12 protein-coding genes and 1 tRNA gene are annotated in these 13760 nt (G+C 71.0%); 6 read left to right on the top strand and 7 right to left on the bottom strand.

What is annotated here, in order from left to right; genetic code table 11:
• Window positions 1-69: 69 nt before the first annotated feature.
• Window positions 70-1293 (top strand): sensor histidine kinase, encoded by a 1224-nt coding sequence (locus ACLFMI_RS05045; protein WP_410946545.1) that lies wholly within the window; start codon window positions 70-72, stop codon window positions 1291-1293.
• Window positions 1290-1964: a response regulator gene (locus tag ACLFMI_RS05050; RefSeq protein WP_410946546.1), complete on the top strand. Its 675-nt coding sequence runs from the start codon at window positions 1290-1292 to the stop codon at window positions 1962-1964. Before ACLFMI_RS05045 ends, ACLFMI_RS05050 begins: the two co-directional genes overlap by 4 nt.
• Here ACLFMI_RS05050 and ACLFMI_RS05055 read toward each other — a convergent pair.
• The 4 genes from ACLFMI_RS05055 to ACLFMI_RS05070 all read right to left on the bottom strand — a co-directional run bounded on the left by ACLFMI_RS05055 (window position 1939) and on the right by ACLFMI_RS05070 (window position 6627).
• Window positions 1939-2892, bottom strand: a complete 954-nt coding sequence (locus tag ACLFMI_RS05055; RefSeq protein ID WP_410946547.1) for a CPBP family intramembrane glutamic endopeptidase — start codon at window positions 2890-2892, stop codon at window positions 1939-1941. The genes ACLFMI_RS05050 and ACLFMI_RS05055 overlap by 26 nt on opposite strands.
• Window positions 2893-3665: 773 nt before the next feature.
• Entirely contained in the window at window positions 3666-4556 is an 891-nt protein-coding gene (locus ACLFMI_RS05060; protein WP_410946548.1) for a serine protease, read from the bottom strand.
• A complete protein-coding gene (locus ACLFMI_RS05065) occupies window positions 4556-5065 on the bottom strand; it encodes a hypothetical protein (protein ID WP_410946549.1) in 510 nt (169 codons plus the stop codon). The genes ACLFMI_RS05060 and ACLFMI_RS05065 overlap by 1 nt, the downstream gene beginning before the upstream one ends.
• Before the next feature lie 299 nt (window positions 5066-5364).
• Window positions 5365-6627 (bottom strand): IS110 family RNA-guided transposase, encoded by a 1263-nt coding sequence (locus ACLFMI_RS05070; RefSeq protein WP_410946550.1) that lies wholly within the window; start codon window positions 6625-6627, stop codon window positions 5365-5367.
• Between the two features lie 840 nt (window positions 6628-7467).
• Between ACLFMI_RS05070 and ACLFMI_RS05075 the strand changes: the two genes are divergently transcribed.
• The 3 genes from ACLFMI_RS05075 to ACLFMI_RS05085 all read left to right on the top strand — a co-directional run bounded on the left by ACLFMI_RS05075 (window position 7468) and on the right by ACLFMI_RS05085 (window position 8964).
• Window positions 7468-7602: a hypothetical protein gene (locus ACLFMI_RS05075; RefSeq protein ID WP_410946551.1), complete on the top strand. Its 135-nt coding sequence runs from the start codon at window positions 7468-7470 to the stop codon at window positions 7600-7602.
• Window positions 7599-7817, top strand: coding sequence for a helix-turn-helix domain-containing protein (locus ACLFMI_RS05080; RefSeq protein ID WP_410946552.1), 219 nt, complete (start codon window positions 7599-7601; stop codon window positions 7815-7817). The genes ACLFMI_RS05075 and ACLFMI_RS05080 overlap by 4 nt, the downstream gene beginning before the upstream one ends.
• 784 nt (window positions 7818-8601) lie before the next feature.
• The gene (locus ACLFMI_RS05085) at window positions 8602-8964 is read left to right on the top strand and encodes a tyrosine-type recombinase/integrase (protein ID WP_410946553.1); all 363 of its coding nucleotides are present in this window, start codon (window positions 8602-8604) and stop codon (window positions 8962-8964) included.
• An 88-nt stretch (window positions 8965-9052) separates the two neighbouring features.
• Here the strand turns inward: ACLFMI_RS05085 and ACLFMI_RS05090 are convergent.
• Window positions 9053-9129: transfer RNA gene (locus ACLFMI_RS05090), tRNA-Pro, on the bottom strand.
• A gap of 37 nt (window positions 9130-9166) precedes the next feature.
• Window positions 9167-10117, bottom strand: coding sequence for a metallophosphoesterase (locus ACLFMI_RS05095; RefSeq protein ID WP_410946554.1), 951 nt, complete (start codon window positions 10115-10117; stop codon window positions 9167-9169).
• 38 nt (window positions 10118-10155) lie between these two features.
• Here ACLFMI_RS05095 and ACLFMI_RS05100 point away from each other — a divergent pair, with 38 nt between their 5' ends.
• Complete coding sequence (locus tag ACLFMI_RS05100; protein ID WP_410946555.1) at window positions 10156-10629, top strand: GatB/YqeY domain-containing protein; 474 nt, start codon at window positions 10156-10158, stop codon at window positions 10627-10629.
• A 143-nt stretch (window positions 10630-10772) separates the two neighbouring features.
• Here ACLFMI_RS05100 and topA read toward each other — a convergent pair whose 3' ends face one another.
• Window positions 10773-13619 carry a type I DNA topoisomerase gene (gene topA, locus ACLFMI_RS05105; RefSeq protein WP_458788576.1) on the bottom strand — a complete coding sequence of 949 codons (2847 nt, stop codon included), beginning with the start codon at window positions 13617-13619 and terminating at the stop codon, window positions 10773-10775.
• Window positions 13620-13760: the final 141 nt, after the last annotated feature.

Raw genomic sequence — 13760 nt, forward strand, 5'->3', positions numbered from 1 at the left:
ACGAGGAGCACGCGGAGGACCGTGTCCCGACCCCTGCAGCCGCCACGCCGGTCCGTTCCGCTCCATGCGGTGACCGCGACCGTGTGCGGGCTGGTCGCGATCGGCCTGCTGCTCCTGCTGCCGTCCGCCGCGGGCACGGACCCGACACTCGGGCCCGTACCTCGCCCGGGCGAGGTCACGTGGTGGACGGTGGCCGCGGTGCTGGTGCTGCAGGCGCTGATCGTGGCCTGGGTGAGCAGGTACCCCACGACGGCCCTGCCGGCGCTGGCCGCAGTCCCGCTGGTGCTGGTAGCCCCCGCGCCCGGTGTGGCGTTCAGCCTGACCGCCGTCGCCGAGATGGCCGGGGTGCTCCTCGCGGTCGTCGCCCGGCCGCCCCGCCGACGGCTGTGGGGCGCGCTGGCGGCCACCGCGCTGCTGCTGGCGGTCGGGCAGTGCCTCAACGACGTCCGGAGCGGCGGGGTGGGCGTCGCGACCGCGGCGGCCGCGGCGTTGCTGCAGGCGGTCGTCGTGGTCGGGCTGCCTCTGCTGCTCGGGCTGGTGATCGCCGCGCAGCGCGACGCCCACGACGCCCGCAGCCAGGAGGTGCAGGCGCTGCGCCGGGAACAGGACGCCCTGCTGCAGGCGGCCGTGTCGCAGCAGCGGGTGTCGATGTCGCGGGAGCTGCACGACATCGCCGCTCACCACATGTCCGGCATCGCGCTGATGGCCGCGGCCATGGAGCGGCAGATCGACTCCGATCCGGCCACGGCGAAGGGCTCGGCACGCCAGATCCGTGCGCAGAGCAGCGCCGTCCTCGACGACCTGCGCCGGCTGGTCGGCCTGCTGCGCGAGGAGCCCGACGCCACCCGACCGGTGGAGACCGTCGCCGCGGTGTCCGCGCTCGTCGAGACCCGGCGGGCCGCGGGAGCCGAGATCGACCTCGTGGTGCCGGACACCGAGCCCGGCGCGGGCATCGGCCCGCTCGCCCAGCTGGTCGCCTACCGGATGGTGCAGGAGTCGCTGGCCAATGCGGCGGCGCACGCCCCGGGCGCACGGTGCGCGGTCGAGATCGGCGACGTGCACGACGGGCGGCTCACGATCACCGTGCGCAACGGCGTCCGCACCGGCCCCGATCCGGGCCCCGGCAGCGGGTTCGGGCTGGTCGGCATGGCCGAACGGGCGCAGCTGGTCGGGGCTGACCTCGCCTACGGCGCCACCCCGGACGGCGGCTGGGAGGCCCGCCTGACGCTACCGCTCGACGGCACGATCAGTACGACGCGCGCACCCGCGCCGCTCCCGGAGGACCCCGCATGATCCGCGTGCTCATCGCCGACGACCAGCACCTGGTCCGCGCCGGCCTGTCGGCGTTGCTGGGCGCCGAGCCCGACATCGAGGTGGCCGGCGTGGCCGCCGACGGGACCCAGGCGCTGGGGATGGCCCGCGACCTGGTGCCCGACGTCGCCTGTCTCGACATCCGGATGCCCGGCCACAGCGGCATCGAGGTGGCGCGCGAGCTCTGCGCACCCGACGCCGACCCGCAGGTACCGGTCCTCGTGTTGACGACCTTCGACCTCGACGACTACGTCTTCGGTGCGCTGGAGGCCGGGGCGGCGGGGTTCCTGCTCAAGGACGCGGCACCGGAGGCCATCGCGGCGGCCGTCCGGCAGGTCGCCGCCGGTCAGGGCACCATCGACCAGACGCTCACCCGGCGCATTCTGGCGGAGTTCGTGCACCGGCGCGGCCTGCGGCCGGTGACGGGCCGGCGCGCCGAGGACCTGCTCACCCCGCGTGAGCACGAGATCCTCATGCTGCTCGCCCAGGGCATGTCCAACGACGACATCGCCCGCACCCTCGTCGTCGAGGTGTCGACGGTGAAGTCGCACCTGGCCCGGATGCTGCCCAAGCTCGGCGTGCAGTCCCGGCTGCAGGCGGTCGTGTGGGCGTACCAGAACCACGTCGTCACCGTTCCTGGTCCGGAAGCCTGACGCCCGGACCTGCCCGATCGGTACCGGGCGCCCGGTAGCCGAGCCGTCCGCGGGTCCCGACCAGCACCAGCACCCCGGCGACGACCGCTCCGGTCGCCATGGCGTGCGACGCGAGGTCCGAGTCGATCGTCGGGAACATCTCCGACCAGACGATCGAGGCGAAGTTGTTGACGCTGACGTGCAGCAGCATCGACAGCGGCAGGCTCTCCCCGGTCCGGTTGAACACCCAGGTCATGACGATGTTGAACGCAATGCAGAAGACGGCGAAGGAGACCGGGCGGGTCCAGTCGGCGTCCGGGAAGCCACCCCACTCGGTGAGGAACAGCGGCAGGTGCCAGACCGCCCAGAGCGGGCCGAGCACCATCGAGCCGGCCAGCGGACCGAAGCGGCGCTGCAGGCGGGGCAGTGCGAAGTCGCGCCAGCCGGGCTCCTCTGCGAGACCGGTCGTGACCATCTGCAGGAGCAGCCCCGGGACGTAGGCGGCGACCACCATCAGCGACGGGGCGCTCACCTGCCCGCCGGAGAACACGAATCCCGTGGCCAGCATCGCCGCGGGGACACCGAGCAGGGTGATCGCGTACCAGTGCCACCGGACCCGCCAGCGCCACATCCGTCCGACCCAGCGCCGCAGCCCGGCGCGCCCGTCGGCGACGGCCGTGATCAGCAGGGCCGAGGCGATCGGGCCGAGGTAGGCCCCGGGCAGGACCCCGAGGAGCTGGCTCGTGCCCAGGACATCGGGGAACCGGTAGTCCCAGACCCCGAGCCCGTTCTGCGACAGGATGTAGGGGATCCACGCCAGCCAGCTCATCAGGTTGGCGAGCACGAAGAAGCTGAGCAGCGGGTGCCGCCGGAGCGGTCCGAGCACGCTGCCGTGCCGCGCGGGTCCGGTGGGGCCGGTCCGCTGTGGGGTTCGGTCCGAGATCGTCATGGGAGGAAGTCTCGGATCCGGTGGGGTGCGGTCACGAGCGGCGAAGGATCGAAGCTCCCGGGTGCCATCGAAAGGTGCAGGGGCGCTGATTCGGCCGGCCGGCGCCGACCGGACTCGCCGGCTGCGGCGAGCAGGTTGCTCGGCGGCCCATGTGGCCGAGCGATTGTTGAGCGGCACCAGCAGGACGACGGACACGATGACGCTGACTACGGCGCGTACACCTGCTCGGGCCGCCGACCGGTGCCCGTACCGAGGAGCTGCGCGCGCTGACTACCGCAAGCAGAAGCCGTAGACATGACGAAGACCCTGGTCCCCACTCGCACGTGAGTCTGTGACCAGGGCCTTCGTGTGGTCGGGGTGACAGGATTTGAACCTGCGACCTCTTCGTCCCGAAGCAACCAGGCCGACCGACTGGCCAGCCAGAACACGCAGCTCAGAGCGGTTCCGACGCCCGTGGACGTCCGCCCGGTTCCGCGTCCGTACGGACCGATCGTCACGCAGTTGGTCACCCACCTCCCGGTCATCCTGGAGACAGCCCGCCCGGCGAGGGCTCTGCGCGGTCGTTGGACTATTACTCCGGCGGTGGCCAGCTGCCGTCCCGTGTTTGTGCCGCCGGTTGACCATCAGCGCGGTGCATTCGTTGTAGGCGGCCCAGGTCTGTCGCGGGTGCGGGTGAGCACCTGAGGTCGGCGCCTCGCCCTAGGAGGCACCGCCCTCAGGTTGTCAGGGCGACGACCGGGAGCCCTCCCCGCCGCCCCGGCTATCAGACGGGCTCAGCCGATACCCGTCCCCGCCCCGACGTCCAGCGGAACTGGCTGGGCACGGAACGGCTCGGTTCCGGGCACCAGCTCCACGGTTCCGGGCAGGTCGCCGTTGTCGTTGGCGTAGTCCAGGGCCGCCCTCAGGTCGCTCACCCCGTTGGTGCCTGCCTCGGGGGCGATGTTCAGGGTCGACAGGATCCCGAACGCCGTTCCGTTGGCGGTGAGGTAGCCGCTGCCCGAGTCGCCGGGGATCCCGGGTAGGGCCGTCAGGACAGTGTGCGTGCGCCCGCCGCCACTGGTGCCCAGCGAGGTCCCGGTCTTTGGCCGCAGCGCCTCGATGCCCTGGCGCAGCGACGAGTTGCTGTAGGCGTAGACGGTGTCGCCGTTGTTCGTTCCGTCCGGCTCGACTGCGGTCGGGCCGCCGTAGAACGGCATCGTCGGGTTGGTCCGGGACACGTCCGCCGGATCGAGGCGCACCAGCGCGAAGTCGTTGAACGCGCAGGTGTCAGGGTCGGTTTCCCCGGCCTCCTGCATCGACAACCAGGAACTGTAGGCCAGGGTCCCCGGCCGCGACGCTCCTTCGACCTCGACCGGGGTGCCCAGCGGCAGCGAGCCCGCGGTGCAGCCGTCAGTCTCGGTGCTCCCACCGGTACCGGCGCAGTGCGCGGCTTGACCGAGGAACACGTCCGTGCCGTCGGTGAATACGAAGTTCGCCGTGCACTGCGCGCCCTCGGTCCGGGTCATCACCCCGGGCTTGACCGTGGCACTGTCGGCTGGGGCGAACTCCGCCACCTCGGCAGCAGAACCTGCCGGGGCCACTGCCACCGTCAGCGCGGCTGCGGCCGCGATCCCGACGGTCAGTGAGACGCATCGCCGGGAGCGCAGCCGGTTCACTAGCCGCATCAGGCGAACTCGCCCAGGCCACCGTCGACGTTCATGCTGCCCTCGGCCGTGGTGTCCCGAGCGCTGCCCGACACCGACGTATCGGACTCGGAGACCGAGCCGTTGCTCTGCATCTCGCTGCCGGCGAGGTCGCGCACCAGCGACTCGCCGTTGATCGGGGCGTCGTGGAAGGAGGGCAGCTGGTCCGCCGACGGGGCCTGGTCCAGCGCGGGCAGCTGCCCCATCGTGGGGGAGACACCCAGGGACGGCGCGTCGCCCAGCGACGAGGCGTCGCCCAGGGAGGGGACGTCCTCCAGCGAGGGGGCCGTGCTCACGGCGGGCCCGTCGTACTCCTGGGTCATTGCGGCGCCCGGGGTCATCTCCTCGGCCGGGCCGGTTTCGGCCGCGGCCAGGCCCGCCCCGCCACCCATCACAGCGCCCACGCCGGTCGCGAGCAGCAGGCCACGCCCGGCCCACACCCGGACCACGCCGCTACCGGCTGCCTTGTGTGCAACTTCGTGTCGACCCATGTCAGGCCAATCCCTTCGACGAGTGAAAAGCATCCATTCAGGCCAACGTCGAGCACGCCATGAAGTTACTCGTCTCTGGCGAGATCTTCTGGAGCGCCCGATAGAGTGAGTAGCCTGATGTTGGCTCACTGGCTGCGACCGGGCGCCGACGTCAGTTCTGAGGCCGCCACGATCCGGTGATGGCGTAGGTGATGCCGGATCTCCCACGGGCCCAGCGACGGCCCAGACGGCCCAGGCATCGATCCGACAGCGTCCGCAAACGTTCGCCGACTCCAGCGCTGTGAAGTGAATCGACCGGGCTATGCAGGCTGCTCCAGGGTGACCCGGTAGCCGAGGTTGTGCAGTTGGTTGATCAGGCGGTCGCGTTGGCGGTTTTGGTTGCGGCGGGTGAAGTAGTCGCCTCCGAGGTCGTCGTAGTCGACGTCGTCGTGGAGCAGGTGCCAGCAGATGACCAGGATGGAGTGGGCGACCGCGATAGCGGCCTTCTTCTTCCCGATCCGCCGCGCGAGGCGCCAGAACTGGGCCGAGAGGTAGGTGTCGCGGGTGCGGGCCGCGGCCCAGGCGCACTGGGTCAGGATGTCGAGCAGCCACACATCACCCTTGGTGGTCTTGCCGGAGCCGCGTTTCCCGCCGGTGATGTTGTTGCCCGGAGCGACCCCGGCCCAGGAGGCCAGGTGCGCGGCGGTGGGGAAGCGGGTCATGTCGACGCCGATCTCGGCGATGATGGTCTCGGCGGCCCGTTTCCCGACCCCGGTGATGGTGTCGAGCTGGTCACGGGCCCGGGTGAAAGGGACACCGCCCTCGCTGATGTGGGTCGCGAACAGGGTGTCGACCCGTTCGTCGAGCCGGCCGATCGCCTGCTCCAGGTGCGCGGTGTGGTCCAGGGCGAGCCCGATCAACAGCGCGTGGTGGGCGGTGAACCGGCCACGCAACGCCTGGCGCAGCGCGGGGATCTTGAGCCGGAGCCTGCCTTTGGCCAGGTCGGCGAGCACAACAGGGTCACGCTCACCAGCGATCAGTGCCGCGAGCATCGCCCGCCCGGACACCCCGAGAACATTCGAAGCGACCGAGTCGAGCTTGATCCCGGCGTCTTCGAGGGTCTTCTGGATCCGCTGGCACTCACTCGTGTGGCCCTGAACCATGCGCTTGCGGTAACGGGTCAGGTCGCGGAGTTCCCGGATCACCGACGGCGGCACGAAACTGCCCCGCAGCAGGCCGTGTTCGAGCAACTCGGCCAGCCACTCGGCGTCGAGCACATCACTCTTACGACCGGGCAGGATCTTCACGTGATGGGCGTTGACCAGCATCAACTCCCACGACGGGTGCTCTTCGAGCAGATACCAGACCGGTTTCCAGTACGAGCCGGTCGCCTCCATCACGATCGCGGTCACACCGTGTTCGGTGAACCAGTCGGCCATCGCCTCCAGCGAGGCGGTGAACGAGGTGAACGTGCGGGTCATCTTGACCCGGCCCCGCCCTCCCGGGCCCGGTATCCGCACGCAGGCGACCACCTCGTCCTTACCGATGTCGATCCCCGCGCACCGCTCGATCAGCGTGTCCATCAACGGCCTCCTCACCCACACCCGGACAGGGCGGGGCCGGCAGGGCCGACCGATCAACGACGCTGTGAAGCGTGCACAACAGCAACAGTTCGAGGTGCCGGGAAGGCCCCAGGCGTCAGTCTCAGTCTCGGGCTCACGTGCACCAAGCGCGAACGAGCTCAGCCGACCCCGACCGATTCTCATCCGTCGAGGCGGCCCGGGGAAGGGCCATGGATTCTCCAGTTGGTAATCGGACGTCGTCGGCTTGGGGAATCTGATGTACGCCGCCCACTCCACGCCCTGACCTGTAGTTCGTAGCTGCCGCGAGTGTCTGCTGTTGACCGTCTAGGACCCTGCCGTATCGCACGTTCTTCGCACGCGGCTGGACTCCCCTTCCAGCGCCATCCCGTCGACAGTGAGATGGACACTGCAGGCGGCACCGCCTCGTTCGGGTCTGACCCGCCGTCGGCTGACGCGGGCTCCAGGGTCTGTTGTCTTTGTCAGGATCGGTCGGCCTGGGTCGGGGTGGTGCTGCCTGTGCTGAGCGGCCGGGCGGCGTGCCCTGATAGGAGCCTGTGCGAGAGGCACCCATCACTGTCCTGTCCGTTTCGCCCGGCCGCGACGCCGACCCCTGGTTCCGGTGCGAGCGGAAAGAGGTGCAGCAGGTGCCCAGCATGACCGACCAACCCGCCCCTGTCCCCTCGCCTGCGGTGGTGGAGGTGGTGGCCGGGGTCGACACCCAGCCACGCCTGCTCGGTCGGAATCACCGGGCGGTCGATCGCCGGTGACGAGTGCGGCGAATGCGGCGGATCGGGGGTCCGGCGTTCTCGGCGCACCCTGGGTCCCACCGATGCCGGCTCGGTGCTGGTCGTCAACGACTGGCAGGTCGTCCAGATCGGGCACCGCAACGACGCCGAACGCGAGATCGCACTCGGCATCGCCGAACGACGACGCGAACAGCGCCGCACCCGATCCGCCTACGGGAGGTCGTCATGAAGTTCGACGAGGTTCCGCCGTGGCGGCTGTTCCGGGTCTCCGAGGCGATGGTCCTGCTGTCAATGAGCCGCTCGGTGATATACGAGCAGCTCCGGTCTGGGCGTCTGTGTTCGGTCCACCAGGGCCGCGCCCGACTGATCCCCGCCTCGGCTATCGCCGACTACGTCCAACTGCTCACCGACGAGACAGGAGACCGGTATGACCGCTCGGCGTAGCCGCGGGGCTGGAGGGTTGCACTGGGATGAGCGGCGGCAACGCTGGGTCGGCACGGTCACCACCGGCTACACCCCGGACGGCAAGCGGATCGTGCGGCGGGGGAGCGGTCGGACCAAGACGACCGCCAAGGAGAAGCTGCGCGAGATCGTCCGCGCCGTCGAGGACGGTCACGCCGTCGCCGAGCACGGGTACACCGTCGAGCACGCCGTCCGGGACTGGCTGACCTACGGTCTCACCGGGCGTGCACCGGCGACGATCGCGACCAGGCGCATCCTCGCCGAGCAGCACGTCATCCCGGCCCTGGGAGCCCGGAAGCTGCGGGAGCTGTCCGCCGAGGACGTGGACCGTTGCTTGCGAGCAAGGCCCAGACGCTCGGGACCCGGACTCTGCAGGACATCAGGTCGATTCTGCAGCGCTCGGTTGCGCGGGCCCAGGCCCGGGACAAGGTGCGTCGCAATGTCGTCCTGCTGTGCAGCACACCGACCGGGCAGGGTGGCCGACCGTCCAAGGCGCTGACCTACGCACAGGCGCAGGCCCTGCTCGAACTGAATGTCACCAGCACCTATGGGGCGTACACCGTTGTGGGCCTGCTGACCGGTGCTCGCACGGAGGAGCTGCGCGCATTGACCCGGGACGACGTCGATCTGATCGGCCGGCCCGACGCGGAACCGCCTGTTCCGGCGCACATGAAGGTCTGGCGCTCGGTCCGGATCGACGGGGACACGAAGACCCGAAAGTCGCGGCGCACGATCGCCCTGCCGGGTCGCTGCGTCGAGGTGCTGCGTGGGCAGCGAGACCGTCAGGTCCGGCACCGTTCGCGCGCGGCGGCGGGAGTGGCAGGAGCACGGTCTGGTGTTCGCCTCCGAGACCGGCACCGCGCTCGACGCGGCCAACGTCCGGCGCGGCTTCCGCATCGTGCTCAAGGCCGCGGGGCTCGATGCGGGGGAGTGGACGCCCCGGGAGCTGCGGCACAGCTTTGTCTCGCTGCTGTCGGACAGCGGCATGACCATCGACCAGATCGCTCGCCTGGTCGGACACACCGGTGGGAGCACGGTCACGGAACTCATCTACCGGAAGCAGATCCGGCCGGTGATCGACGAGGGCGCGACCGCGATGGACGGCCTGTTTCCGCGCGCAGAGCCGTAGTCACTCAGCTAGTCACGCAGCACGCCCCGGACACGACGAAGGCCCTGGTCCCAGACTCTTTACGGAGTCTTTGACCAGGGCCTTTGTATGGTCGGGGTGACAGGATTTGAACCTGCGACCTCTTCGTCCCGAACGAAGCGCGCTACCAAGCTGCGCCACACCCCGAGCGACTGTCACGGTCTCCCGTGAGCCGTTGGAAACTCTACCCGACGCCCGTGGTGGCGTGCGCGGGGGCTCCCCTCCCGGTCGCGGCCCCGGTCGGCCGGGGAACCAGGGTCAGCAGCGAGGCCTCGGGCGGGCAGGCGAACCGCACCGGCGCGTAGGGCGAGGTGCCCAGCCCGGCCGACACGTGCAGCCGCAGGTGGCTGCCCCACCGGCTGACGCCGCGGGCCCGGGAGCGGTCGATCCCGCAGTTGGTGACGATCGCGCCGTAGCCCGGCAGCCGCAGTTGGCCGCCGTGCGTGTGCCCGGCGAGGACGAGGTCGTAGCCGTCGGCGGCGAAACCGTCGAGCACCCGCGGCTCGGGGGAGTGGGTCAGGCCCAGGCGCAGGTCGGCGTCCGGGTCGTACCCCGCGATCCGCGGGTAGCGGTCCCGGTGCAGGTGCGGGTCGTCGACGCCGGCGACCCGCACGGTGCGTCCGTCCACGGTGAGCTGTTCCCGGGTGTGCGTGGCATCGACCCAGCCGTGCTCGCGGAAGGCTGCGCGCAGGTCGCTCCAGGGTAGCGGTTCGCCGTGCCTCCGCCGGGTGTCGCTGCGGCGTAGGTAGCGGGCCGGGTTCTTCGCCGTCGGGCCGTAGTAGTCGTTGCTGCCGAACACGAACGCGCCCGGGCGGTCCAACAGCGGCCCGAGCGCGGCGAGCACCCCCGGCACCGCGTCCGGGTGCGCCAGGTTGTCCCCGGTATTGATCACCAGGTCGGGTTCCAGGGCGTCCAGCGCGGCGATCCAGCGGATCTTGCTGAGCTGGCCGGGGGTGAGGTGGAAGTCCGAGAGGTGCAGGATCCGCAGGCGTCGTGCACCCGGCTCGAGTACCGGCAGCTCCACCCGGCGCAGGGTCCAGTGCCGTCGCTCGACGCCGGCCGCGTAGCCCAGGCCGGTCGCCGCGGCGGCGACGGTTCCGGCGGCCAGGCTGGCGAGGGTTCCGGCGGTGCTCACGCCGTCCAGCCTACGGCGCGGGACTATCGTGGCCAGTCGTGAGCACCCTCAAGGAGCAGCTGCGGACCGATCTCACGGCCGCCATGAAGGCCAAGGACGAGCTGGTCAGGACGACCCTGCGCTCGGCGCTGAGCGCGATCGGGACGGCCGAGGTGGCGGGCGAGGCCGCCCGCGAGCTCTCCGACGACGAGGTCCGCGCCGTGATCACCAAGGAGACCAGGCGCCGGGCCGAGTCGGCCGAGGCGTTCGCCGGTGCCGGTCGGGACTCCCAGGCCGCCCGGGAGCGTGCCGAGGGCGAGGTCCTGTCCCGCTACCTGCCCACCCAGCTCTCCGACGACGAGGTGGCCGGCCTCGCCCGCGCCGCCGTCGCCGAGGTGGCGGCCGAGTCCGGCGAGCAGCCCGGGATGAAGCAGATGGGCCAGGTCATGAAGAAGGCGAACGCGGCCGCGGCCGGGCGTGCCGAGGGCGGCCGGGTCGCCGCCGCCGTCAAGCAGGCACTCGCCGGGAACTGAGCCGCCGCCACCGGGGTCCGCCGTCGGACCCCGCACCGCCACCGGAGCATGTCCCGAGGGGCACACTCGTTGCGCCCCGGGCCCCGAGGGTGCCCCTCGGGACACGTCGGACAGCGCCGGGGCGTGCGACATGCCGCGCCGGGTCAGTTCGTCGGGGTCTTGCGGGTGCGCGAGGTGGTGCTCTTCTTCGTCGTGCCCGCGGACGTCGAGTTCTTGGACGTCGAGTTCTTGGACGCCGCGCTCTTGGACGTGGTGCCGGTCTTGCGGGTCGTCGTGCCGGACTTCTTCGCCGCGCTGCTGCGCGCCGTCGTCCCGCCGCTCTTCGACGCCGCCGCGGTCTTCCGCGTGGTCGTCTTCTTCGCCGGGGCCTTCGCCCGCCGCTCGGCCAGCAGCTCGGAGGCCCGCTCGTCGGTGACCTCCTCGACCGAGTCGCCCTTGCGCAGGCTGGCGTTGGTCTCACCGTCGGTGACGTACGGCCCGAACCGACCGTCCTTGACCACCATCTTCTTGCTCGTCGACGGGTCCTCGCCCAGCTCGCGCAGCGGCGGCGCCGCGGCCGCCCGGCCGCGCTGCTTGGGCTGCTTGTAGAGCTCCAGCGCCTCGTCGAGTGTCACCGTGAACAGCTGCTCCTCGCCGGCCAGTGACCGCGAGTCGGTGCCCCTCTTCAGGTACGGCCCGTAGCGACCGTTCTGCGCGGTGATCTCCTCGCCGGAGTCCGGGTCCGTTCCGACGACCCGCGGCAGCGAGAGGATCTTGAGCGCGTCGTCGAGGGTGACGGTGTCCACGGCCATCGACTTGAACAGCGAGCCGGTGCGCGGCTTCGGCTTGGCCGGCTTCTTCTTCGCGCCCTCCGGAACCTCGGGCTCGGGCAGCAGCTCCGTGACGTACGGGCCGAACCGGCCCTCCTTGGCCACGATCTCGTGCCCGGTCACCGGGTCGGTGCCCAGCTTGCGGCCCTCCTGCGGGACCGCGAACAGCTTCTCGGCGACCTCCTCGGAGAGCTCGTCCGGCGGCAGGTCCTCGGGCAGGTTCGCGCGCTGCGACGCGCCGTCGACGATCCGCTCCAGGTACGGGCCGTAGCGCCCGACCCGCACCACGACGTCCCGGTCGGCGGCGTCGGTGAACATCGGGATCGAGTTGATCGTGCGGGCGTCGATCTCCTCGAGGTTCGCCCCGACGAGCTTCTTCAGCCCGCCGACCTCCGCGATCGACCCCTGCGCGCGCCTCCCGGCGCCGAAGTAGAACCCGTTGAGCCAGTCCACCCGCGAGTCGTTGCCGGCCGCGATGGAGTCCAGATCGTCCTCCATACCGGCGGTGAAGTCGTAATCCACGAGCTGGCCGAAGTGCGACTCCAGCAGCCCGACGACCGAGAACGCCACCCAGGACGGGACCAGCGCGGCGCCCTTCTTCCAGACGTAGCCGCGGTCCAGGATCGTCTTGATGATCGACGCGTAGGTCGAGGGCCGGCCGATGCCGAGCTCCTCCAGGGCCTTGACCAGCGCCGGCTCGGTGAACCGGGACGGCGGGTTGGTCGAGTGCCCGTCCGGGACGAGCTCGTCGGCCTGCAGGGTCTGGCCCTCGGTGAGCTCGGGCAGCCGGGACTCGGCGTCGTCGGCCTGGCCCGGGGACCCCTCCTCGACCGCCTCGACGTAGGCCTTGAGAAAGCCCGGGAAGGTGATCGTGCGCCCGGACGCGGCGAACACGACGGCCTCGCCGGTCCCGGCCGTGCCGTTGATCCGGACGCTGACCGTGGTCCCGCGCGCGTCGGTCATCTGGGAGGCGATCGTGCGCTGCCAGATCAGCTCGTAGAGCCGGTAGTCGTCGCCGTCGACCTCGCGGGCGATCGCGCCGGGTGTGCGGAACGACTCGCCCGCCGGGCGGATCGCCTCGTGCGCCTCCTGGGCGTTCTTGACCTTGCGGGTGTACTGGCGCGGCTTGTCGGCGACGTAGGCGTCGCCGTAGAGCTCACGGGCCTGGGACCGGGCGGCCTGGATCGCGGCGTCGGACAGCGTGGTCGAGTCCGTCCGCATGTAGGTGATGTAGCCGTTCTCGTAGAGTCGCTGCGCGCTGCGCATCGTGCGCTCGGACGAGAACCGCAGCTTGCGCCCGGCCTCCTGCTGCAGCGTGGAGGTCATGAACGGCGGGTACGGCTTGCGGGTGTAGGGCTTGGACTCCACCGAGGAGACGGCGAGGTCGCGGCCCTCCAGGCCCTCGGCGAGCCGGCGGGCGCCGGCCTCGTCGAGCACGACGACGTCCTTGGTGTTCTTCAGCTTCCCGTCGGCGCCGAAGTCGCGGCCGGTGGCGACCTTGTTGCCGTCCACCTGCATCAGCCGGGCGCCGAAGGTGGGCGGGGTGGCCTCGGCGCCGGCGTTCATCGTCGCGGCGATGTCCCAGTAGTCGGCCGAGGTGAAGGCGATCCGCTCCCGCTCGCGCTGCACGATCAGCCGGGTCGCCACCGACTGCACGCGACCGGCCGAGAGCTTCGGCATGACCTTCTTCCACAGCACGGGGGAGACCTCGTAGCCGTAGAGGCGGTCCAGGATCCGTCGGGTCTCCTGGGCGTCGACCAGATTCTGGTCGAGCTCGCGGGTGTTCTCCGCGGCGGCCCGGATCGCCGACTCGGTGATCTCGTGGAAGACCATCCGGCGGACCGGGACCTTCGGCTTGAGGGTCTCCAGCAGGTGCCAGGCGATGGCCTCGCCCTCGCGGTCGGGGTCCGTCGCGAGCAGCAGCTCGTCCACCGACTTCAGCGCCTCGCGCAGCTCGGAGACGGTGCTCTTCTTCTCCGGCGTGACGATGTAGAGCGGGCTGAACTGGTTGTCGACGTCGACGCCGAGCCGCGCCCAGGACTCGCCCTTGTACTTCGCCGGCACGTCGGCGGCGCCGCGCGGCAGGTCGCGGATGTGCCCGACCGAGGACTCGACGACGTAGTCGTCGCCCAGGTAGGGCTGGATCTTGCGGGCCTTGGTCGGCGACTCGACGATCACCAGACGGCGCGTCGGGCGGCCGGACGCGGTCGTCGACGTGGTGGGCGTGCGTGTGCCCCCACCCGACTTCCGTGCCGAACCCGTCTTGTCCGTCGTTGCCGCTGCCACGTGGTCCTACCTCATCTCTCCGGCCGCGTCGCGCCT

This window comes from Pseudonocardia nantongensis, from assembly GCF_046546495.1.
Taxonomy (GTDB): domain Bacteria; phylum Actinomycetota; class Actinomycetes; order Mycobacteriales; family Pseudonocardiaceae; genus Pseudonocardia; species Pseudonocardia nantongensis.